The sequence below is a fragment of the Ancylobacter sp. SL191 genome (genome assembly GCF_026625645.1).
GTDB lineage: Bacteria > Pseudomonadota > Alphaproteobacteria > Rhizobiales > Xanthobacteraceae > Ancylobacter.
Map to the genome: position 1 here is coordinate 715080 of NZ_CP113056.1, position 23500 is coordinate 738579.

At 67.9% G+C, this 23500-nt stretch carries 16 protein-coding genes; 12 read left to right on the top strand and 4 right to left on the bottom strand.

Annotated elements, in window-relative coordinates:
* Positions 1–13: 13 nt before the first annotated feature.
* The gene (fumC, locus tag OU996_RS03150; protein ID WP_267584209.1) at positions 14–1474 is read right to left on the bottom strand and encodes a class II fumarate hydratase; all 1461 of its coding nucleotides are present in this window, start codon (positions 1472–1474) and stop codon (positions 14–16) included.
* Between the two features lie 481 nt (positions 1475–1955).
* Here fumC and OU996_RS03155 point away from each other — a divergent pair, with 481 nt between their 5' ends.
* Positions 1956–4838: an autotransporter outer membrane beta-barrel domain-containing protein gene (locus OU996_RS03155; protein WP_267584210.1), complete on the top strand. Its 2883-nt coding sequence runs from the start codon at positions 1956–1958 to the stop codon at positions 4836–4838.
* A gap of 127 nt (positions 4839–4965) precedes the next feature.
* On the opposite strand, the gene OU996_RS03160 is transcribed toward OU996_RS03155, so the two are convergent.
* From OU996_RS03160 to OU996_RS03170, 3 genes are all read right to left on the bottom strand, one after another.
* Positions 4966–7161, bottom strand: coding sequence for a methyl-accepting chemotaxis protein (locus OU996_RS03160; protein WP_267584211.1), 2196 nt, complete (start codon positions 7159–7161; stop codon positions 4966–4968).
* A 162-nt stretch (positions 7162–7323) separates the two neighbouring features.
* The gene (gene hydA, locus OU996_RS03165) at positions 7324–8793 is read right to left on the bottom strand and encodes a dihydropyrimidinase (RefSeq protein ID WP_267584212.1); all 1470 of its coding nucleotides are present in this window, start codon (positions 8791–8793) and stop codon (positions 7324–7326) included.
* A 27-nt stretch (positions 8794–8820) separates the two neighbouring features.
* On the bottom strand, positions 8821–10092 hold the full coding sequence (locus tag OU996_RS03170; protein ID WP_420712684.1) for a Zn-dependent hydrolase: 1272 nt from the start codon (positions 10090–10092) through the stop codon (positions 8821–8823).
* Between the two features lie 423 nt (positions 10093–10515).
* On the opposite strand from OU996_RS03170, the gene OU996_RS03175 reads away from it, so the two are divergent.
* The 11 genes from OU996_RS03175 (at position 10516) to mmsB (ending at position 23373) form a co-directional block, all read left to right on the top strand.
* Positions 10516–11250, top strand: a complete 735-nt coding sequence (locus tag OU996_RS03175; RefSeq protein WP_267584213.1) for a FadR/GntR family transcriptional regulator — start codon at positions 10516–10518, stop codon at positions 11248–11250.
* An 11-nt stretch (positions 11251–11261) separates the two neighbouring features.
* Positions 11262–13028 carry an IlvD/Edd family dehydratase gene (locus OU996_RS03180; protein ID WP_267584214.1) on the top strand — a complete coding sequence of 589 codons (1767 nt, stop codon included), beginning with the start codon at positions 11262–11264 and terminating at the stop codon, positions 13026–13028.
* Between the two features lie 20 nt (positions 13029–13048).
* Complete coding sequence (locus OU996_RS03185) at positions 13049–13972, top strand: dihydrodipicolinate synthase family protein (protein ID WP_267584215.1); 924 nt, start codon at positions 13049–13051, stop codon at positions 13970–13972.
* Between the two features lie 106 nt (positions 13973–14078).
* Entirely contained in the window at positions 14079–15005 is a 927-nt protein-coding gene (locus OU996_RS03190; RefSeq protein WP_267584216.1) for a Gfo/Idh/MocA family protein, read from the top strand.
* A gap of 12 nt (positions 15006–15017) precedes the next feature.
* A complete protein-coding gene (locus OU996_RS03195; protein WP_267584217.1) occupies positions 15018–16823 on the top strand; it encodes an IlvD/Edd family dehydratase in 1806 nt (601 codons plus the stop codon).
* Entirely contained in the window at positions 16810–17733 is a 924-nt protein-coding gene (locus OU996_RS03200) for an SMP-30/gluconolactonase/LRE family protein (RefSeq protein ID WP_267584218.1), read from the top strand. Before OU996_RS03195 ends, OU996_RS03200 begins: the two co-directional genes overlap by 14 nt.
* On the top strand, positions 17733–18656 hold the full coding sequence (locus tag OU996_RS03205) for a 2-dehydro-3-deoxygalactonokinase (protein ID WP_267584219.1): 924 nt from the start codon (positions 17733–17735) through the stop codon (positions 18654–18656). The genes OU996_RS03200 and OU996_RS03205 overlap by 1 nt, the downstream gene beginning before the upstream one ends.
* Complete coding sequence (locus tag OU996_RS03210) at positions 18653–19318, top strand: 2-dehydro-3-deoxy-6-phosphogalactonate aldolase (RefSeq protein ID WP_267584220.1); 666 nt, start codon at positions 18653–18655, stop codon at positions 19316–19318. Before OU996_RS03205 ends, OU996_RS03210 begins: the two co-directional genes overlap by 4 nt.
* An 88-nt stretch (positions 19319–19406) precedes the next feature.
* Positions 19407–20504, top strand: a complete 1098-nt coding sequence (chvE, locus tag OU996_RS03215; protein ID WP_267584221.1) for a multiple monosaccharide ABC transporter substrate-binding protein — start codon at positions 19407–19409, stop codon at positions 20502–20504.
* Positions 20505–20572: 68 nt separating this feature from the next.
* The gene (gene mmsA, locus OU996_RS03220) at positions 20573–22189 is read left to right on the top strand and encodes a multiple monosaccharide ABC transporter ATP-binding protein (RefSeq protein ID WP_324290725.1); all 1617 of its coding nucleotides are present in this window, start codon (positions 20573–20575) and stop codon (positions 22187–22189) included.
* On the top strand, positions 22186–23373 hold the full coding sequence (gene mmsB / locus OU996_RS03225; protein WP_267584222.1) for a multiple monosaccharide ABC transporter permease: 1188 nt from the start codon (positions 22186–22188) through the stop codon (positions 23371–23373). Before mmsA ends, mmsB begins: the two co-directional genes overlap by 4 nt.
* Positions 23374–23500: the final 127 nt, after the last annotated feature.

Consider the following 23500-nt stretch of genomic DNA (forward strand, 5'->3'; position numbering starts at 1 on the left):
CTCTCCCGCTGTCTTACGCGCCCGCAAGGCCATGGCCGACCATGCCGAGGGGCTTGATGGTCTCATCGAAAAGCGCGGCATCCACCTTGCCGGAGGCGAGCGCCGCCTCGCGCAGCGTGGTGCCGTCGGCGATCGCCTTCTCGGCGATATGGGCGGCGTTCTGGTAGCCGATGACGGGCGACAGCGCGGTCACCAGCATGACGCTGCCGGCAACATAGTCGGCGATGCGCGCCCGGTTCAGCTCCGTGCCCTCGACCGAGAATTCGCGGAACTTGCCGCAGCCATCGGCGAGGATGCGCGCCGAGTGCAGGAAATTGTTGATGATGACCGGGCGCATGGCGTTCAGCTCGAAATTGCCCTGGCTGCCGGCGATGGCGACCGCGCTGTCATTGCCCATCACCTGGATGGCGATCATCACCATCGCCTCGCACTGCGTCGGGTTGACCTTGCCCGGCATGATCGAGGAGCCCGGCTCGTTCGACGGCAGGATCAGCTCGCCCAGCCCGCAGCGCGGCCCGGAGGCGAGCCAGCGCATGTCGTTGGCGATCTTCATCAACGCCACGGCGAGGCCGCGCAGCGCCGCATGGGCGCGCACCATGGCGTCGAGCGAGCCCTGCGCGGCGAATTTGTTCGGCGCGGTGACAAAGGGCTTGCCGGTGAGGCTGGCGATGGCGGCGGCGACCTCGGCGGAGAAGCCCGCGGGCGCGTTCAGCCCGGTGCCGACCGCCGTGCCGCCGACGGCGAGTTCGTAGAGCCCCGCCCGGCTCGCGGCGATGTCGGCCATGGCGGCGCGGATCTGCCCGGCCCAGCCATGCCATTCCTGCCCGACGGTGAGCGGCACCGCGTCTTCCAGATGGGTGCGGCCGATCTTCACCACGTCCATCCAGCCCTCGGCCTTGCGCTCGATGGTGGTGGCGAGGGCGTCGACCGCCGGCAGCAGCACCGCGTCGATGGCCTCGACGGCGGCGATGTGCATGGCGGTCGGAAAGGTGTCGTTGGACGACTGGCCCATATTCACGTCGTCATTCGGGCCGATGGGCTTTTGCGAGCCGAGCGTGCCGCCGAGCAGCTGGATCGCCCGGTTCGAGATCACCTCATTGACGTTCATGTTCGACTGGGTGCCCGAGCCGGTCTGCCAGACATAGAGCGGGTAATGCTCGTCCAGCGCCCCGGCGATGGTCTCGTCGGCGGCGCGGATGATGGCGTCGCGCTTCCAGCCGGGCAGGCGGCCGGCGCTTGCATTCACCAGCGCGCAGGCTTTCTTCACCGTGCCATAGGCGTGGTAGACCGCCTTCGGCATCCGGTCGTCGCCAATGTTGAAATGGTGCAGCGACCGCTCGGTCTGCGCGCCCCAGTAGCGGTCCGCCGGCACCATCACCTCGCCCATGCTGTCGAACTCGCGCCGCTGGCCGGAGGCCGTGATGCCGACCGGCAGGTCGAGAAGCGTCGGGGGCTGCTGAGCGTTCTCGGCCATCGGGCGGCTCCTCAGGAGAATGGAGATGTCGCGTCGGGTGGTGACGTGGCTAAGGGTCGGGGCGTCCGGTCGGGCGGGTCCGCGGATGACAGCGGGGCCCGTTACCGTGAAGTGGGAGGCTTTACCCAGGCTGGATACAATAAGCAGTACTGACCTGAATTCGCATTTCCTCTAGGTCACGCGCAGAAATAGTGAATTATCAGCGGCCACCCGCTCGCATGGCGGCCGTGGCGCCACGATGCCCGGCCGCACCGGGGCCGGTCTTTCGCCATCGCACGCGAGGGCAAGACGGAACGAGATGGACGGCGTGACGGCGCTGCGCTGCGCCATAGCATGGCGCGATGCAACCTAAAAAAGCCATCGCTGATTTTCCCAACGACAGATAGTGTTGCCGAACCCGAACAGGGGTGGCAGGGCGGACATCATGAAAATTAGGTCGACAGGGCGTGACGCAGCGTCAACAAGGCGCGGCGTAGCGCGGGTGCGCGCTCAAACCCTCATGGTCGCCGGCCTCGGCGTCGGGGCCCTCGCACCGGGCGCGCAGGCGGCGCCACTGCCCACCGTCTACCAGACGCTGGATTTCGGCAGTAACGGCACGTTTCTCACCGGTATTCGCGGCGACAATATTGTCGGCAATTACACCATTCCCGGCTCAACGGAGACCGGCGGCCTCTATTACAACATGACGACGCAGACCTGGTCGGCCATGCCGGAAGCGACCAGCAATGGCGCGAATTTCCCCGGCGCCATCGGCTCCTCGCCCTATGGGCCGAGCTTCGGCAATCCCGGCGGCGTGCTGCGCGTGGTCGGCAGCTACCAGACCTCGGCCTCGGCGCCCTATGACCTCAGCTATCTCTATGACGGCGCCAACGCGCCCGGCCAGCAGATCACCACGCTGGTCTATCCCGGCTCGGATACGCTGTTCACCATCGCCCACAGCACCTTCGGCAACCGGGTGGTCGGCAATTACGACACGCGGCTCGCGACCGGCAACGCCTTCATCTACGACATCGACACCGGCACCTACACCACCAACAACATCCCCGGCGCGGTGAGCACCACCGCCTATGGCGTCTATGGCGACAAGATCGCCGGCGGCTATGGCGAGGTGCTGGTCGACGGCGTCGTCCACGCCGAGCACGGCTATATCTACGACCGGACCAACGGCACCTATGTCACCTATGACCACCCCGGCGCGGTGGCCACCCATTTCGAGGGCATCACCGGCGCGGGGCGCTCGGGCGAGTACAATCTCGTGGTGAACTGGGTCACCGCCGACGGCGTGGTGCATCCGGCGGTTCTGCATGTCGACGCGCTCGGCAACGAGACCTGGTACGAGATCGACATCCCCGGCAATGTCGTCTCGTCGAACTCGGCCTATGGCGACAATGTCGTCGGCATCTATGTCGATTCCACCGGCATCCACGGCTATCTCGCCACCATTCCCGGCATGTACAACCCGATCCGCAACACCGGCACAGTGGCCTCGAGCATCGACAATGACGCCGTGCTGTCCGGCATCATCGGCGACGACATCATCAATAGCGGCACCATCTCGGTGAGCGGCAATGGCGGCGTCGCCATTCGCGGCGACACCTATGGCGTGCTGACCAATAGCGGCACGGTGACCGCCAGCGGCATCGCCGGCGCGGCGGTGGAGATGCACGGCGCCTATGGCACGCTGCTCAACACCGGCACGCTGCAGACCACCGCCGCCGCCGACGCGCTGCGCACCGGGGCGGACGCCTATGGCAGCGTGATCGTCAATACCGGCATCATCGACGGGCGCCTCGCCGCCACGGCGGGCGATGCCAAGCGCTTCGAGAACAGCGGCTGGTTCGGCGTCAGCGGCGATGGCGTGGCCATCACCCATCTGTTCCGCGGCACCTTCGTGCAGACATCCGTGGGCACCTACGCGATGCGGGTGACGGATTCGCGCACCGACGCCTTCGAGATCACCGGCATTGCCCGCCTCGCCGGCACGCTCTCCGCCACCTTCCAGACCGACCAGATCGCCCCGAGCTACACCGTGCTGACGGCGACGCAGGAGATCACCGGCGGCTTCGAGACGCTGACCACGCAGGGCCTGCCCGCGCTCTACGCGGCGAGCCTTGCCAGCACCACCAACCTCGTCACGCTGAATGTCGCCGCCGACCTCTCGGGCCTTGGCACCACGGCGAACCAGCGGGCGGTCGGCACCGCCCTAGACGGGATCATCAACACCCCGACCGGCGGGCTGCTGACCACCCTGCCGGAAGCCTTCAGCCCGCTCTACGATCTCACCGCCGCCGAGTTGCCCGGCGCGCTCGCCGCGCTGTCGGGCGAGGCCTATGCCAGCGAGCAGACCGTGCTGATCGGCGACAGCCTGTACAGCCGCAACGCCCTGCTCGGGCGCCTGCGCCAGGGCGCCTATGCCGGCACCAGCGGTCCCACCGCCGCGCTCGGCTTTGGCGGCCCGGCGCTGGCCTATGCCGCCCCCGCAAGCAGCACCGTGCCCTTCCCGGTAAAGGCGACCCCCACCCCGGCCCCCAGCTATGACATGGCGCTGTGGGCGCAGGCCTTTGGCGGCTGGAGCGATTATGACGGCGGCAGCAGCAACGCCGATGTCGATGCCAGCCTCGGCGGCTTCATCACCGGCGCGGATGTGAAGGTGACGGACTGGATCCTCGGCGCGGCGGTCGGCTACAGCCAGTCCAGCGCCGATACCGACGCGCTGGCGAGCTCATCCGATGTCGACAGCGTGCTGGTGGCGCTCTATGCCGGCACCACCGCCGGCCCGTGGAAGCTGCGCCTCGGCGCCAGCTACGCCTTCAACCAGATCGACGCCTCGCGCACCATCGCCTATCCCGGCTATGCCGCACCGGCGAGCGCCGATTATGACGGCGGCACCGCGCAGGTGTTCGGCGAGGTCGGCTACGGGTTCGGCGTCGGCACGCTGGCGCTGGAGCCCTTCGCGGGCCTTGCCTATGTGCATCTGAGCACCGACGCCTTCACCGAAACCGGCGCCACCGCCGGCCTGTCCGCCGATTCCACCTCCACCGGCGTCGGCTATTCCTCGCTCGGCCTGAGGGTCGCGACGCGGCTGGAGCTGACGAACGGCATGGTGCTGGAGCCGCACGCCTCGCTCGCCTGGCAATATGCCTTTGGCGACATCACCCCGGAAGCGCAGATGACCTTCATCAGCGCGCCCGGCGCGAGCTTCACCGTGGCCGGCATCCCGCTGGCGGAGAACACCGCTTTGGTGGAAATCGGCGCGGATCTCAGGATCAGCGAGCAGTTCCATCTCGGCGCGTCCTATGTCGGCCAGTACGCCGACAGCGTGACCGTGAACGCCCTTCAGGCCAGCCTGACCTGGAAGTTCTGAGGGGCGGTTTTGAGGGGGCGGCGCGGGACAGCCTCCCCGGGACGCTGCCGGCGCCCATGACGAAACTCCCGGAGCGAACAAGGCGCCCCGGGAGTTCGACAAGCCTCTGCGAGTGCTCAGCGCCGCGTCAGGCTGCACGAACCGTTTCGAGGAACTCCTCCATCACCGCGCGCAGCGTCTTGGACTGCTGGGCGAGACCTTCGGCCGCGTCCTGCACCTGCGTCGCGGCCCGCGTGGAATCGGCGGCGGCGTTGTTGATGCCGACGATGTTGGTGGCCACCTGCTCCGTGCCCTGCGAGGCGCGGCTCACATTCTGCGCGATCTCGCGGGTGGCGCTGCCCTGCTGCTCCACCGACACGGCAATGGTGCCGGCGATGCTGTTGATCTGCCCGATCACATCGGTGATGACCACGATGGCGGTGGACGACCCCGCCGTCGCCTCCTGGATCTCCTTGATCTGGGATTCGATCTCCGTCGTGGCCTGGGCGGTTTGCTCGGCCAGTTCCTTCACCTCGGACGCGACCACCGCGAAGCCCTTGCCGGCATCGCCGGCACGCGCCGCCTCGATGGTGGCATTGAGCGCCAGCAGATTGGTCTGGCCGGCGATGTTGCGGATGAGATCGACGATCTGCCCGATCCGGCCCGCCGAGAGCGAGAGGGTATGCACCTTCGTCGCCGTGGCCTCCGCCTCGCTCGCCGCGGTCGCGGCGATCCGGGCGGAATCGTCGACCTGCCGCTTGATCTCGGCAATGGACGAGGCCAGTTCCTCCGCCGCCGAGGCGACAGTCTGCACGTTGGACGCGGCCTCCTCGGAGGCGGCAGCCGCCGTGCCGGACTCACCGGCCACCCGGTCGGTGGCCGAGGTCATGGTGCGGGCCGCGCCGGAAAGCTGGGTGGTGGCCGAACTCACGCCATTGACCACCTCGCCCATGGCGTTTTCAAAGCCTTCGGCGAGCTTGAGCATGGTGGCGCGCCGCTCCTGGTCCTGCTGAACACGGCTGGCCTCCACGTCGAGCGCCTGCTGCCGGGCCTTCTCCTCGATGCCGAGGCGGATTTGGTCGACGGCGCGGGAGATGTCGCCGATCTCGTCCTTGCGGTCGGCACCGGCGATTTCCGCCACATGCTCTCCCGCCGCCATCCGGCGCAGGGCCGCGGTGAGGCGGGAGATCGGGCCGGAGACGCCGCTCGCCACGAAGGCCATCGCCAGCAGGGCGCCGACGGTGACAGCGGCCGCGGAAACCATCTGCCAGAACAGGTCGACGCGGCCACGCTCCTCCAGCGCGGCGCGCAGGCTGATCGCCTCCGCCATCACCAGCGCCTGCGGCACCGAGATGATCAGCGACCAGGTCGCGCCGGTGCGCCCGAGGGCAATCGGCGCATAGACCTTCAGCACGTCGCGCTCGCTGTCGACCTTCACCACCGACTGTCCGTCGCGCAGGATGGTCATGTCGTTGGCCGCGTCCGGCTCGATGGTGCCAAAGGCATCGCCAATCGCCTGCGGTTTGGCGCTGGACGCCACCACGAGGCCGGCATTCGTCACGATGGAAACCGTACCCTTGCCGTCATAGATCGACCCATCGACCTTTTCGGCGAGGCGCTGCACGAAAGAGAGGTCGAAATCGGCGCCCGCGACGCCCGCGAACACCCCGCCCAGCGTGATCGGCACCGACATGGTGGCGAGGAAGACCGGCTTGCCCTGAACGATATAGGGCAGCGGCGCGAGGATGCTCTCCTTGCCATTGGTCTGCGGCCCGATGAACCAGCCGCCCTTCATGACCCCGTTGGGATGCAGGTCACGGCTGTCATATTCGACCAGTGGCTGGAGCGCGATCTTGCCGGCCGCGTCGCGCGTCCAGTAAGGCAGCGCCCGCCCCGTCGCGTCGGACCCGACATCCCTGCGGTCGGCATGGCCGGCGTCATTGCCGTCGAGCGCGCCCGGCATCCAGGCGCTGTACGTTCCGTTGAAGCGCGGATTGTCCTTGAGCACGCCGAGCAGCATGGCGTTGAGCTGCGCCCGGCGCTGCTCAACAGCCGAGCCGGCGTCCTCGGGCTTGCTGGCCACAACCTCCAGAGCGCGCGCCATGTTGCGCGCGGCATCGAAGGCCGAATCGACCTCGGTCTGCACGATGCCCGCCTGTGTCGAGGCCAGTCGCTGCAAGGATTCCTGGCTGAGGCGATCGAGTAGATTCTCGACATTTCCCGTGACGAAATTCGACGTCTGCGCTGCGGAATAGATTCCATAACCCACAAGCGCGCCGGTCGCCGCCAGCACGCACACAGCAGAAAGCGATATAATCTTGAATTTTACTGAATGAATATTCACCGGTCTCGTGTCCTCTTGCCTCTGTCGCGGCGGACACTCACGGCCGGGGCTTGCGCGGGGCTGACCAAAAGCCGGTTTGAGGCGGGAATACGAAGTACTACTAAGGGCACCTCGCCGGCGGCAACCCGGCACCTTCCGGGCCGGACAGGGCTGTGCCCGGCCTCACACCCCGATCGGCATCCGCGCGGGGTCGCGCGTCACGGCGCGCGGGGCGACCAGCGCTTTCCAGGTGGAGAGCGCGCGGTTCACCGCCGGAAAGGCCGGGCGGGGGATGAAGCGCCCGCGTCCGGGGCGCGGGGCCTCGTTGCGGCCATGGGCATGCACCACCTCGCCGCGTGACAGGGTGAAGCGCGGCAGGCCGCGCACCTCAACCCCCTCGAACACGTTGTAGTCGATGATCGAGGCCTGCGCGCTGGCACGGATGGTCTTGCCCGCCCGGGGGTCGAGCACCACGAGGTCGGCATCCGCCCCCGGCACAATCGCGCCCTTCCTCGGATAGAGGTTGAGGATGCGGGCGATGTTGGTCGAGGTCACCGCGACGAATTCGTTGGGCGTCAGCCGCCCGGTCTCGACACCCTTGGTCCACAGCACCGGCATCCGGTCCTCCAGCCCGCCTGTGCCGTTGGGAATGCGGGTGAAGTCGCCGAGGCCCATGCGCTTCTGCGCGGTGGTGAAGGCGCAATGGTCGGTCGCCACCACCTGCAGCGAGCCCGCCGAGAGCCCCGCCCACAGGCTGTCCTGATGCGCCCTGTCGCGGAAGGGCGGGGACATCACCCGCTGCGCCGCATAGTCCCAGTCGGGATGGGCATAGACGCCCTCATCGAGCGTCAGATGCTGGATCAACGGCTCGCCATAGACCCGCATCCCCTTCTGCCGGGCCCGGCGGATCGCCTCATGCGCCTGCTCGCAGGAGACATGCACGACATAGAGCGGCACGCCGGCGGCATCGGCGATCATGATGGCGCGGTTGACCGCCTCGCCCTCCACCTCCGGCGGGCGGGAATAGGCATGGGCCTCCGGGCCGCGAATGCCTTCGCTGAGGTATTTCTGCTGGAGCGCGGCGACGATGTCGCCATTCTCGGCATGGACGAGCGGCAGCGCGCCGAGCGCGGCGCAGCGCTGGAAGGAGGCGAACATCTGGTCGTCATCGACCATCAGCGCGCCCTTATAGGCCATGAAGTGCTTGAAGCTGTTCACGCCGCGCGCGACCACCGCCTCCATCGCCTCGAAGATCGGCTGCGACCAGCCGGTGACGCACATATGGAAGGAGTAGTCGATCGCCGCCTGCCGGCTCGCGCGGCCCTCCCACGCATCGAGCGCGCCGATCAGGTTCTCCGAATCGGGAATGACGAAATCGACCACCAGCGTCGTGCCGCCGGTTGCCGCCGCCCGCGTGCCGCTCTCCCAGGTCTCCGCCGCCGTCGTTCCCATGAACGGCATTTCCAGATGCGTGTGCGGGTCGATGCCGCCGGGCATGACATAGGCGCCGGAGGCATCGAGCACCGTGTCGCCGGTGAGGTTGTCGCCGATCGCGGCGATCCGCTCGCCCTCGATCAACACATCCGCCTGATAGGAGCGGTCGGCGGCCACCACGGTGCCGCCCTTGATGACGATGGATGTCCCGTTCGACATGGCGCTTCCTTCCCTCAGACCACTTGCTCAGACCACTTCAGCGGTGGCGAGCGTCGCATGCAGCAGCACGTCGGCGCCGGCCTTGGCCCATTCCGGCGTGATGGTCTCGTCCTCATTGTGGCTGAGCCCGTCGACGCAGGGGCAGAAGATCATGGCGGAGGGCGCGACCTTGGCCATCCAGCAGGCATCGTGCCCGGCGCCCGAGACGATGTCGCGGTGGCTGTAGCCGAGGCTTTCCGCCGCCGCCCGCACCCGCCCGACCAGCACCTCGTCGAACGGCACCGGGTCGAAGCTATTCACCAGCGCGATGGAAATCCCCAGCCCCATATCGGCGGCGATCTGCTCCGCCCCCGCGCGGATCGCGTCCGCCATGGCGTCGAGCGCGGCGAGGTCCGGGTGCCGGATGTCGACGGTGAACACCACCTTGCCGGCGATGATGTTGCGCGAGTTCGGGAAGTGGTTGAGCTGGCCCACGGCGCCAACACCGAGCGGGGCGTGCGCCCAGGCCACCTTGTCCACGAGCTCGGTGATGCGCGCCGCCCCGAGCCCGGCATTGAGCCGGCGCGGCATCGGCGTCGAGCCGGTATGGGCGTCGCGCCCGGTGAGCGTGATCTCCAGCCAGCGCGTGCCCTGGCCATGGGTGACGACGCCGATATCGCGGCCTTCCGCCTCCAGGATCGGCCCCTGCTCGATATGCAGCTCGAAATAGGCGTGCGCCCGGCGCGTGCCGACGGGTTCGTCGCCCTTGAAGCCGATGCGCGCCAGTTCGGCGCCCAGCGTCAGCCCCGCCGCGTCCTCGGACGCATAGGCGTCCTCCAGCGTCATCACACCGGCATGGACGGCGGAGGCCACCATGGCGGGGGCGAAGCGCGAGCCCTCCTCATTGGTCCAGTTCACCACCTCGATCGGGTGTTTGGTGCGGATGCCCATCTCGTTCAGCGTGCGCACCACCTCCAGCGCGCCGAGCACGCCGAGCACCCCGTCGAACTTGCCGCCGGTCGGCTGGGTGTCGAGATGCGAGCCGAGCATCACCGGCAGCGCGTCCGGGTCGGTGCCTTCGCGCCGGGCGAACATCGTGCCCATTTCGTCGATGCCGAGCGTCAGCCCTTCAGCCTCGCACCAGCGCTGGAACAGGAGGCGCCCCTCGCGGTCGGCATCGGTCAGGGTCTGGCGGTTATTGCCGCCGCGCACACCCGGCCCGATCTGCGCCATCGCCATCAGGCTGTCCCACAGGCGGGCGCCATCGGTGCGCCAGTTGCTGGTCGAGGGGGGCGTCCTGTCGGTCATCCGGGCGGTCATCATCGTCTCCTGCTCATCACGCGGGCACTGCGCCGGTCGCCCCGATCCTACACGCAAGGCGCTGGCACGGGCGGGGCCGGAAGGGGCGGCGCGGACAGGCAGCTTTCATACCAGCCGGCCCGCGACATTCCGCTTTAGAAAAGTCAAACAGTATGACTATTCAGCCGGGAGGCGCTGTGGCATAGATTCGCCGCCGGCAACCGCCCATCAGAGGCGCGACGGCCAGTCGCAGGAGAGAAACGCCAGTCGGGCCCTCGGCCCCCGCCATCCCCCTATTACCCGCGCCGCCGCCGGGGCGCCGCCCCCATGCGGTGTGCCATCCCCTGAATCCGCCCAAGCGAATCCGCCCCAAGCGAACCTGCCCAAAGCGAATCCGCCCCAAGCGAACCTGCCCAAAGCGAAACGCCCGATGCGAGCCTGCTCATGAACGCGCCGAACGCCTCGCAGATCATCGTCATTCCGGCCCGTCGCGCCCATTCCAACCATGCGGAAGTGGCGCGCACGATCGGCATCGACATCATCGCCGGGCGCTATGGCGAAGGCGCGAAGCTGCCGGGCGACGCGGAGCTCACTGTGCTGTTCGGCGTCTCCCGCCCGGTGCTGCGCGAAAGCGTGAAGACGCTGGTTGCCAAGGGGCTGCTCTCCACCAAGGCGCGGGTCGGCACGGTGGTGCGCGGCCGGGCCGAATGGAACATGTTCGACCCGGACGTGCTCGCCTGGCATCTCGACGCCGGCATCGACAAGCGCTTCCTGCGCGATCTCTCGGAAATCCGGCTGGCCGTGGAACCCCGCGCGGCCGCGCTGGCCGCCGAACGCCGCACCGAGGAAGAACTCGACGTGCTGCGCCAGGCGGTCGCCCGCATGAAGACCGAACCCGGCGCCTCGGACGGCTTCGCCGAGGCCGATCTGACCCTGCATGTCGGCGTCGCCACCGCCTCCGGCAACCCGTTCATGCGCTCCATCGGCGCGGTGATCGAGGCGGCGCTGCGCGCCTCCTTCGTACTCTCCGCCCCCGGCAGCGCGCGCGAGCACGACATCGCCGTCGCTGCCCATGAGCGCATCGTCGAGGCCATCGCCGATCAGGACAGCGAAGCGGCCGCCGCCGCGATGATGAATGTGATTTTCAACGGCCTGCGCCGCCACGGCGCGGCGGGCTGAGGGACGACGCGATGAGCGACGACAGCAGCAACAACTCCACGAAGAAGCCCGCTTCCGGCGCGAAGACTTTGCGCAGTCAGGCCTGGTTCGGCCGGCAGGACAAGATGGGCTTTTATTACCGCTCCTTCCTGAAGAATTCCGGCCAGCCGCAGGACCGGTTCGACGGCCGCCCGGTCATCGGCATCTGCAACACCTGGTCCGAACTCACCCCCTGCAACATCCATTTCCGCGACCTTGCCGAGCATGTGCGGCGCGGCGTGCTGGATGCGGGCGGCTACCCGCTGGAATTCCCCGTCTCCTCGCTCGGCGAGGTGACGATGCGGCCGACCGCCATGCTGTTCCGCAACCTCGCCTCGATGGATGTGGAAGAGGCGATCCGCGCCCACCCGCTCGACGGCGTGGTGCTCTTGATGGGCTGCGACAAGACCACCCCGGCGCTGCTGATGGGCGCGGCCTCCGCCGACCTGCCGGCCATCGGCGTGTCCGGCGGGCCGCAGCTGCGCGGCGTCTATCGCGGGCAGATCATCGGCTCGGGCACCAACATCATCTCGATGAGCGAGCAGCTGCGCGCCGGCGAGGTGACGCTGGAGCAGTTCCATGAGGCGGAAGCGGGCATGAACCGCTCCTCGGGCTCCTGCATGACCATGGGCACGGCCTCCACCATGGCCTCCATGGTCGAGGCGCTCGGCATGAGCCTGCCGGAAAACGCCGCCATCCCCGCCGTGGATGCGCGCCGCAACCTGCTCGCCCGGCTCTCCGGCCGGCGCATCGTCGAGATGGTGAACGAGGATCTCAAGCCCTCCGACATCCTCACCCGCGCCGCCTTCGAGAACGCCATCCGCGCGCTCGCCGCCATTGGCGGCTCGACCAATGCGGTGGTGCATCTGCTCGCGCTCGCCGGCCGGGTCGGCATCGACCTGACGCTGGCGGATTTCGACCAGCTCGGCCGCGACATTCACTGCATCGTCGACCTGATGCCGTCCGGCCGCTTCCTGATGGAAGACTTCTACTATGCCGGCGGACTGCCCGCCGTGCTGCGCACGCTGGGCGAGCGGGGCCTGCTCAACAAGGATGCCGGCACGGTGAACGGGCGCAGCATCTGGGACAATGTCGCGACCGCCCCGACCTGGAACCCCGAGGTCATCACCCCCTTCGACGCGCCCTTCAAGGCCGAGGCCGGCATCGCCATCCTGAAGGGCAACCTCGCCCCCGATGGCGCGGTCATCAAGCCCTCCGCCGCCTCCCCGCACCTCATGGTCCACACCGGCCGCGCCGTGGTGTTCGAGAGCGTCGAGGAGATGCACCATGCGGTCAATGACGAGGCGCTCGACATCGACGCCTCCTGCATCATGGTGCTCAAGCATTGCGGGCCCAAGGGCTATCCGGGCATGGCCGAGGTCGGCAACATGCCGCTGCCGGCCAAGCTGCTGCGCGAAGGCGTGCGCGACATGATCCGCATTTCAGACGCCCGCATGTCCGGCACCGCCTATGGCACCGTCGTGCTCCACGTCGCCCCGGAGGCGACGGTGGGCGGCCCGCTGGCGCTGGTGAAGAACGGCGATCTCATCACGCTCGACGTGCCCGCCCGCTCGCTGCATCTGCATGTCGCGCCCGCCGAGCTGGACGCCCGCCGAGCCGCCTGGGTGGCGCCGGAGCCGCACGCCACGCGCGGCTATCAGCGCCTCTATATCGACCATGTGCTGCAGGCCGACCGCGGCGCCGATTTCGATTTCCTCGTCGGCCGCTCCGGTTCGCCGGTGCCGCGCGACAACCACTGAACGTGTCCAAGGTGCCCACCATGCCCGCGTCTCCCCGCTATTCCGGTGTCTTCCCGGTCGCTCCCACGGTGTTCGACACTGACGGCCGGCTCGACCTCGAAGGCCAGAAGCGCGCCGTCGATTTCATGATCGACGCCGGCTCGCACGGGCTGTGCATCCTCGCCAATTTCTCCGAGCAGTTCGTCCTTACCGATGATGAGCGCGACCAGGTGATGCGCACCGTGCTCGAGCACGTCGCTGGCCGCGTGCCGGTGATCGTCACCACGACGCACTTCTCCACCTTCGTCTGCGCTGAACGCTCCAAGCGCGCGCAGGAGATGGGCGCGGCAATGGTCATGGTCATGCCGCCCTATCACGGCGCGACCTTCCGCGTGCCGGAGGCGCAGGTCTATGAGTTCTACAAGGGCGTGTCGGACGCGATCGACATTCCGATCATGGTGCAGGACGCCCCCGTCGCCGGCACGCCGCTGTCGGTGCCGTTCCTCGCCAGGATGGCGGCCGAGATCGAGAACCTCGCTTATTTCAAGATCGAGGTGCCGCAGGCCGCGGGCAAGCTGTGGGCGCTGATCGAGGCCGGTGGGGCGTCCATCGAGGGCCCGTGGGACGGCGAGGAAGCGATCACGCTAATGGCCGATCTCGACGCCGGGGCGACCGGCGCGATGACCGGCGGCGGCTACCCGGATGGCATTCGCGCGATCATCGACCCCTATGTCGCCGGCGACCGGGAGGCGGCGGTCGACGCCTATATGCGCTGGCTGCCGCTGATCAATTACGAGAACCGGCAGGCGGGTCTGGCCGCCGCCAAGATCCTCATGCAGGCGGGCGGGGTCATCAAGCACGACACGCTGCGCGCCCCGCTCCCCCCCGTCCACCCGGCGACCCGCGCGGGGCTCTTGGAGATCGCCGGGCGGCTCGACCCGCTCGTGCTGCGCTGGGGGAAGTGATGGGCGAGATCAGCTTGCACACACCGGCCACAGGGCTGCACACATTGGCCCCTTCGGCCTCATCGTCCACCTCACTGCACTCATCGTCCAGTCGGGAGGCACGCTCATGAGCCCCATCCGTCTCGCTCTTGTCGGCCTCGGCAAGATCGCCCGCGACCAGCACCTGCCGGCCATCGCCGCGACGGACGGGATCGAGCTCGCCGCCATCGCCAGCCGCAACGCGTCGCTCGATGGGGTGCCGCATTTTACCTCTCTGGAGGCCCTGCTCGCGAGCGATGTCGCGGTGGATGCGGTGGCGCTCTGCACCCCGCCGCAGGGCCGGCGCGAGCAGGCCGCGCTGGCGCTAAGTGCTGGAAAACACGTGCTTTTGGAGAAGCCGCCGGGCGCCACGGTGAGCGAGATCGGCCCGCTCAATGAGACCGCGCGGAAGAACGGGCTGACGCTTTTCGCCACCTGGCATTCGCGCTTCGCCCCCGCCGTCGAGCCCGCCCGCGCGCTGCTGGCGAAGCGGCATATTCATACCGTCTCCATCATCTGGAAGGAGGATGTCCGCGTCTGGCATCCCGGCCAGGACTGGATCTTCGCGCCGGGCGGCCTCGGGGTTTTCGACCCGGCGATCAATGCCTTGTCGATCCTGACCCGCATCCTGCCCAACCCGGTCATCGTCACCGGCGCGGAACTCGCCTTCCCCGCCAACCGCGCCGCACCCATCGCGGCGACGGTGGAGATGGTCAGCGGTAAAAATATACCGATCCGTGCCGATCTCGACTTCCTGCAGACCGGCCCGCAAAGCTGGGACATCCGCATCGAGACCGATGCCGGCGAGGTCGTGCTTTCATCAGGCGGCGCCCGGCTCACAAAGGACGGCGTGGTGCTGAGCGATCAGCCCGAGGCCGAATATGCCGGCATTTACAAGCACTTCACCGGGCTGATCGAGGCCGGCCATTCCGATGTCGACCTCAGCCCGCTGGCGCTGGTGGCCGACGCTTTCCTGCTCGGTCGGCGGGTCACCGTCGACGCCTTCGACTATTGAGGAGCCGCGGTGATGCACGGCAACGCCCCCAAGACCGACCGCCCGCTCCGCTCGCGCGCCTGGTTCGACAACCCCGACAATATCGACATGACCGCGCTCTATCTGGAGCGCTATTTGAATTTCGGGCTGAGCCAGGAGGAGCTGCAATCGGGCCGCCCGATCATCGGCATCGCCCAGACGGGATCGGACCTATCCCCTTGTAATCGCCACCATCTTGAACTCGCCAAGCGCACCCGCGAGGGCATTCGCGAGGCCGGCGGCATCGCCATCGAGTTCCCCGTCCACCCCATTCAGGAGACCGGCAAGCGCCCCACCGCCGGGCTCGACCGCAACCTCGCCTATCTCGGTCTGGTGGAGGTATTATATGGCTACCCGCTGGACGGCGTGGTGCTCACCATCGGCTGCGACAAGACCACACCCGCCTGCCTGATGGCGGCGGCGACCGTCAACATCCCCGCCATCGCCCTCTCCGTCGGGCCGATGCTGAATGGCTGGTACAAGGGCCAGCGCACCGGCTCCGGCACCATCGTGTGGAAGGCCCGCGAGCTGCTGGCGGCCGGCGAGATCGACCATGCCGGCTTCGTCAAGCTGGTGGCTTCTTCAGCGCCCTCAACGGGTTACTGCAACACCATGGGCACGGCGACGACGATGAACTCGCTCGCCGAGGCGCTAGGCATGCAGCTTCCCGGCTCCGCCGCCATCCCCGCGCCCTACCGCGACCGGCAGGAAATCGCCTATCTGACCGGGCTGCGCATCGTCGAGATGGTACGCGAAGACCTCAAACCCTCCGACATCCTGACCCGCGACGCCTTTCTCAACGCCATCCGCGTTAACTCCGCCATTGGCGGCTCGACCAACGCCCCCATCCACCTCAACGCGCTCGCCCGCCATGTCGGCGTGGAGCTGTCCATCGACGACTGGCAGACCCATGGCGAGGACATCCCGCTGCTGGTGAATCTGCAGCCCGCCGGCGAGTATCTCGGCGAGGATTACTACCATGCCGGCGGCGTGCCGGCGGTGGTCAACCAGTTGATGGAACAGGGACTTATCGCCGAGGACGCGCGCACGGTGAACGGGCGCACGCTGGGCGAGAACTGCAAGGGCAAGGCCATTGAGGACGAGGCGGTGATCCGCCCCTATGGCAAGCCGCTGAAGGAAAAGGCCGGCTTCCGCGTGCTGCGCGGCAACCTGTTCTCCTCCGCCATCATGAAGACCAGCGTGATCTCCCCCGAGTTCCGCGTGCGCTACCTCTCGAACCCCAACGACCCCGAGGCCTTCGAGGGCCGCGCCGTGGTGTTCGACGGGCCGGAGGACTATCACGCGCGCATCGACGATCCCGCGCTCGCCATCGACGAGACCTCGATCCTGTTCATGCGCGGCGCCGGCCCGGTCGGCTATCCCGGCGCGGCGGAAGTGGTGAACATGCGGGCACCCGATTACCTCATCAAGGCCGGCGTCCACGCATTGCCCTGCATCGGCGATGGCCGCCAGTCCGGCACGTCGGGCTCGCCCTCCATCCTCAACGCCTCGCCGGAAGCCGCCGTCGGCGGCGGCCTCGCGCTGCTGCGCACCGGCGACCGGGTGCGCATCGACCTGAGGCGCAACAGCGCCAACATGCTGATATCCGACGAGGAATTGGCGCGGCGCCGGGCCGAGCTGGAAGCGGCCGGCGGCTATGCCTACCCCGCGCACCAGACGCCCTGGCAGGAAATCCAGCGCGGCCTTGTCGGCCAGATGGAGACCGGCGCGGTGCTGGAGCCCGCCGTGCGCTACCAGCGCATCGCGCAGACCATGGGGATGCCCCGTGACAACCATTGAAGCCGTCGCTCCCGTCACGCGCAGCGCCGAGACCGTGCCGGTGCGGATATTGGACGCCGCCCGCTGCCATCTCGGCGAAGGCGCGGCCTATGACGCCGCCAGCGACACCGCCTGGTGGTTCGACATTCTCGGCCGCACCCTGCACGAGGCGCCGCTATCCACCCACCGCATCGCCGTCCACGCCCTGCCGGTGATGGCGAGCGCGCTGGCCATGGTGGACGATCAGCGCCAACTCCTTGTTGCGGAAGACGGTTTGCACCTGCGCGACATCGCCACCGGCCATCTCGAGCGGCTCGTCGCCATCGAGGCGGAGGACGCTGGCACCCGCTCCAATGATGCGCGCGTGCATCCGTGCGGCACGTTGTGGACCAGCACGATGGGCCGCCGGGCCGAAAAGGGCGCGGGCAGCATCTACGCCTTTCGCGACGGTGCTATCACACCTCTGTTCACCGGCCTCACCATTCCCAACGCCATCTGCTTCAGCCCGGACGGAACCACCGGCTATTTCGCCGACACGGCCGAGAACCGGCTCTACCGCGTGCCGCTCGACCCCGCGACCGGCCTGCCGACGGACGCCCCGACCACGCTCACGCGCCACACCGGCCCTGGCGGGCTCGACGGCGCCGTGACCGATGCGGAAGGGCTTATCTGGTGCGCCATCTGGGGCGGCGGCGGCGTCAACGTCTATTCCCCGGCCGGGGCGCTGGTGCGCCGCGTCACCGTCCCCGCCCGCCAGCCGAGCTGCCCCGTCTTCGTCGGGGAGAGGTTTGATCGGTTACTTGTTACCTCCGCCTGGGAGAATATGGGCGCGGCGCTGCGTGCCGCCGATCCCGGCCATGGCCAGACCTTCCTGCTCGATGTCGGCGCCCGCGGCCGGCCCGAGCCGCGCGTGCGGCTGGGAGGCGTCTGATGGCGGTCTCGCATGTCGTCGTCGACTGGGGCACGTCGAGTTTCCGCCTGTGGGCGCTCGACCGCACGGGCCGCGTGCTCGGCGAGCGGCGCAGCGCGCAGGGGCTCACCGTCGCAACGACGGAAGGCTTCGAAGCGGTACTGGAAGACCATCTCGCCGCCCTTGGCATTCCCGACGGCGTGCCGGTGATGATGTGCGGCATGGTCGGCTCGCGCACCGGCTGGGTCGAGGCCGCTTATATTGACACGCCCGCGCCTCTGGACGGGCTGGCAGCGCGCGCCATTCATGTGCCCTCGCGCCGACGCCTCATCCGCATCCTGCCCGGTGTCGCCCAGCGCGACCCCGCCCACCCGGACGTCATGCGGGGCGAGGAAACGCAATGCCTTGCCTTGGCCGTGGAAGGCTTCAGCGGCCTCGCCTGCCTGCCGGGCACCCATTCCAAATGGGTGGCGCTGAAGGACGGTGTGCTCTCCGGCTTTGCCACCTTCATGACCGGCGAGCTGTTCCAGCTGCTGCGCACGGGCTCGGTCATCACCCACGCCGTGGATGGGGCGGGCGCGGTGGCGCCGGGCGCGGCCTTTGGCGAGGGCGTGGAAGCGGCCTTCGCCGCGCCGGAGACGGCGACCAATCTGTGGTTTGAACTGCGCGCCCGCTGGCTGCTGGCGGGCGCGAAGCCCGACGCCACGCTGGCCCGTCTGTCCGGCCTGCTGATCGGCCTCGAACTCGCCGGGGCTGCCCGCCGGCTCGGCGCGCTTGACGGCGCCGTGCTGATCGCCAGCGGCCCCATCGCCGATCTCTACGATGAGGCGCTGGCGCTCGCCGGCGCGGGCAGCGTGAGCCGGCGCAACGCCGAAGCCTGCGTGCGCGAGGGCCTGCATGCCGCCGCGCTCAATGCCTTCCACCCTGAAGGAGCGACATCATGACCGCCTCATCCCGCGTGCCATGGCCGCACCTCTCCCGCTCGCTGGTCGCCATCCTGCGCGGCCTGAAGCCGGAGGAAACCGACGCCATTGTCGGCGCGCTGATCGAGGAAGGGCTGGAGGCGATCGAGATCCCTCTCAACTCGCCCGACCCGTTCCGCTCCATCGAGCGGGCGGCCAAGCTCGCCCCGGCGGGCGTGCTGATCGGCGCCGGCACGGTGCTGGAAACTGCTGAGGTAGATCGGTTGCATGATACCGGCGGACGGCTGATGGTCAGCCCGAATGTCGACCCGGCGGTGATCGCCCGCGCCGCCAGCCACGGCATGGTGACGATGCCGGGCGTGCTCACCCCGACCGAGGCGCTGGGGGCCGTGAAGGCCGGCGCGTCGGGCCTGAAGTTCTTTCCGGCCAATCATCTCGGCCCGTCGATCATCCAGGCCATCACTGTCGTGCTGCCACCCGGCACGGTGGTCGGGGCGGTCGGCGGCGTCGGCGAGGCCGAGTTCGCTGCCTATGGGGCGGCCGGCATCCGCACCTTCGGCCTCGGCTCCAGCCTGTACCGGCCGGGCGCCAGCGCCAGCGAGGTTCGGGCGAAGGCGCGGGCGATCATCGCCGCCTATGACGCCGCCTTTCCCCGCGCAGAGGAGACACCGCGCGCCGTCTGACGACGCGCCGATGCAACGCGGTTCCCCCGCCAAGAAACCGGCACGCCCAAGGCGGCCAGCACCATCAACCACTCCCTGGGAGATCACTATGAAACGCCTGACGGAACGCCTGACCCGCCGCCAGATCACCGCCGCCCTCTCCGCCGTCGCGCTCAGTGCGGCGGGCCTCGCCTTCGCCGCACCGGCGAGCGCGCAGGAAAAGGCGACGGTCGGCATCGCCATGCCCACCAAGTCCTCCGCCCGCTGGATCGCCGATGGCGACAACATGGTGAAGGTGCTCAAGGAGCGCGGCTACAACACCGATCTGCAGTACGCCGAGGACGACATCCCCAACCAGCTCTCGCAGATCGAGAACATGGTGACCAAGGGCGCCAAGGTGCTGGTGATCGCCTCGATCGACGGCACCACACTGTCCGACGTGCTGAAGCAGGCGCATGACAAGGGCATCAAGGTCATCGCCTATGACCGCCTGATCCGCGAAACGCCGAATGTTGACTACTATGCTACCTTCGACAACTTCCAGGTCGGCGTGCTGCAGGCGCAGTCTCTGCTCAAGGGCCTGGGCTATCCCGAGAACAAGGGACCGTTCAACATCGAGCTGTTCGGCGGCTCGCCGGACGACAACAACGCCTACTTCTTCTACGATGGCGCTCTCTCGGTGCTGAAGCCGCTGATCGACAACGGCACGCTGAAGATCCCCTCGGGCCAGACGGGCATGGACAAGGTCTCGACCCTGCGCTGGGACGGCGCCACCGCCCAGGCGCGCATGGATAACCTCTTGAGCGCCTACTATTCCGACAAGACGCTCAACGGCGTGCTCTCGCCCTATGACGGCCTGTCCATCGGCATCCTCTCCTCGCTCAAGGGCGTGGGCTATGGTTCCGGCAAGATGAAGATGCCCGTCGTCACCGGCCAGGACGCGGAAGTGCCGTCGATGAAGTCGATCCTCGCCGGCGAGCAGTACTCGACCATCTTCAAGGACACGCGCGAACTCGCCAAGGTGACCGCCGACATGGTCGACGCCACGCTGTCGGGCAAGCAGCCCACCGTGAACGACACCAAGACCTACAATAACGGCGTGAAGGTGGTGCCTTCCTACCTCCTCAAGCCGGTCGTGGTCGACAAGAGCAACTGGGAACCCGTGCTGATCGGCTCCGGCTACTACAAGCCCGGCCAGATCAACTGACGCGCCACGTCGCGGCCCGTGCCGGCTCCGACCGGCGCGGGCCCCATCTCGATCAAGGGAGTGCGGTCATGAACGCGCATCTGCACGCTGGTGCCCGCCCGCAGGCGGGCCCGTCCTCCGACGCCCCGGCGCTTCTGGAAATGCGGGGCATCAGCAAGAGCTTCGGCGTCGTGAAGGCGCTGAGCGAGGTGAGCTTCACCGTGCGCCCCGGCGAGATTCATGCCCTCGTCGGCGAGAATGGCGCGGGCAAGTCGACGCTGATGAAGGTGCTGAGCGGCGTCTACCCGCACGGCTCCTATGAGGGCGCCATCATCTATGACGGCGAAGAACGCCGCTTCGGCGACATCACCGATTCCGAAGCGCTCGGCATCATCATCATCCATCAGGAACTGGCGCTGATCCCGCTGCTGTCGATCGCCGAGAACATCTTCATCGCCAGCCCGCCCGGCCGCTTCGGCATCATCGACCGGGGCGCGGTGCACCAGCGCACCAAGGAACTGCTCGCCAAGGTCGGCCTCGACGAGGCGCCGGACACGCTGGTCACCAATATCGGCGTCGGCAAGCAGCAACTGGTGGAGATCGCCAAGGCGCTATCGAAGAAAGTGCGCCTGCTGATCCTCGACGAACCCACCGCCAGCCTGTCGGAAAAGGACAGCGCGGCGCTGCTCGACCTGTTGCTGGAGTTCAAGGCGCATGGCATCGCCTCGATCCTGATCTCGCACAAGCTCAACGAGGTCTCCAAGGTCGCCGACCGCATCACGGTGCTGCGCGACGGGCGCACCGTCGACACGCTGGACTGCCACGAGGGCGCGGTCGAGGAAGACCGCATCATCGCCAAGATGGTCGACCGCGACCTCGAGCACCGCTACCCCAAGCGCGAGCCCAAAGCCGTCGCCGCCATCGGCGAGCCGATCTTCAAGGTCAGCAACTGGTCGGCCTATCACCCGCAACATGCCGACCGGCAGGTGATCAAGAATGTCGATTTCGAGGTGCGGCGCGGCGAGATCGTCGGCATAGCCGGCCTCATGGGCGCCGGGCGCACCGAATTCGCCATGAGCATCTTCGGCCGCTCCTGGGGCCAGAAGATCACCGGCCGGGCGGAGCTGGACGGGCGCGAGCTCGACCTCTCCAATGTGCGCGCCGCCATCGATGCCGGCCTCGCCTATGTCACCGAGGACCGCAAGCATCTCGGCCTGCTGCTGACCGAGGACATCCGCAAGAACGTCACGCTCGCCAACCTGCCGGCCATCGCCTCGGCGCGGGTGATCGACGAGATGAAGGAATTGCGGGTGGCCACCGATTACCGCGGGCGCATGCGCATCCGCTGCCACAGCGTGTTTCAGGAGACCGGCAAGCTCTCCGGCGGCAACCAGCAGAAGGTGGTGCTGTCGAAATGGCTGTTCACCGACCCCAAGGTGCTGATCCTCGATGAGCCCACGCGCGGCATCGATGTCGGCGCAAAGTACGAAATCTACTGCATCATCAATGAGCTGGCGGATGCCGGCAAAGGCGTCGTGGTGATCTCCTCGGAGATGCCGGAACTGCTCGGCATCTGCGACCGCATCTGCGTCATGAACGAGGGCGCCTTCGTCGGGGAATTCCCCGGCTCGGAGGCCACCCAGGAAAAGATCATGCGCGCGATCATGCGCAAGGCAGAGCCGCGCACCACGGAGACACGGGCATGAGCGACACCGCGCTGAAGGACAAGCCGAGCCACGCCGGCTTCATCAAAAACAATCTGCGCGAATACGGGATGATGATCTCGCTCTTCGCCATCATGATCTTTTTCGAGGTGGTGACGAACGGCACGCTGATGCGCCCGCTCAACCTCACCAACCTCGTGCTGCAGAACAGCTACATCGTCATCATGGCGCTGGGCATGCTGCTGGTCATCGTCACCGGCCATATCGACCTGTCGGTCGGCTCGGTCGCCGGCTTCATCGGCGCGGTGGCGGCGGTGCTGATGGTGAAGTTCGGCGTCCACTATATCCCCGCAACGCTGATCTGCCTCGCGCTCGGCGGGCTGATCGGGGCGGCGCAGGGCTATTGGGTGGCCTATTTCAAGATCCCGTCCTTCATCGTCACGCTGGCAGGCATGCTGGTGTTCAAGGGACTGGCCCTCGCCATCCTCGCCGGCCAATCGGTCGGCCCCTTTCCCACCGAGTTCCAGAAGCTCTCCTCCGGCTTCATCCCGGAACTGGTGCCGGATGCCGGCGCGCTCTACCCGACCTCGCTCGCGCTCGGCGCGCTGCTGGCGCTTGCTCTGGTGTGGCTGAACTTCCGCGGCCGCGCGCGGCAGGAAGCGCACCATATCGAGACCGAGCCCTACAGCTTCTTCGTGCTGAAGAACGTCGTCCTCCTCGCGATCATGGTGTATTTCGCCTATCTCATCGCCTCGCATCGCGGCCTGCCCAATGTGCTGGTGATCATGGCGGCGCTGATCGCGCTCTACGCCTTCATCACCACCCGCACGACGATCGGCCGGCAGATCTACGCGGTCGGCGGCAATGAGAAGGCGGCCAAGCTCTCCGGCATCAAGACCGAGCGGCTGACCTTCCTGACCTTCGTGAATATGGGCGTGCTGGCGGCACTGGCCGGCCTCGTCTTCGCCGCGCGGCTCAACACCGCGACGCCGAAGGCCGGCCTTGGCTTCGAGCTGGACGTGATCGCCGCCTGCTTCATCGGCGGCGCCTCGGCCTATGGCGGCGTCGGGCGCGTCGGCGGCGCGGTGATCGGCGCGCTGATCATGGGCGTGATGAACAACGGCATGTCGATCCTCGGCATCGGCATCGACTACCAGCAGGTCATCAAGGGCCTCGTCCTGCTCGGCGCCGTCTGCCTCGACGTTTACAACCAGAAGCGCGCCTGACCCGCAAAGAGGCGCCGCGCCCCGCGCGCGGCGTCTGGCCCGCCGGCCGCTTTCGCGGCACACTGCCGCTGCGGCAGGGGGGCGGCGCGCCGGCTGGAGTTTCCGGAGTGTCGCCGATGTGCCGCTC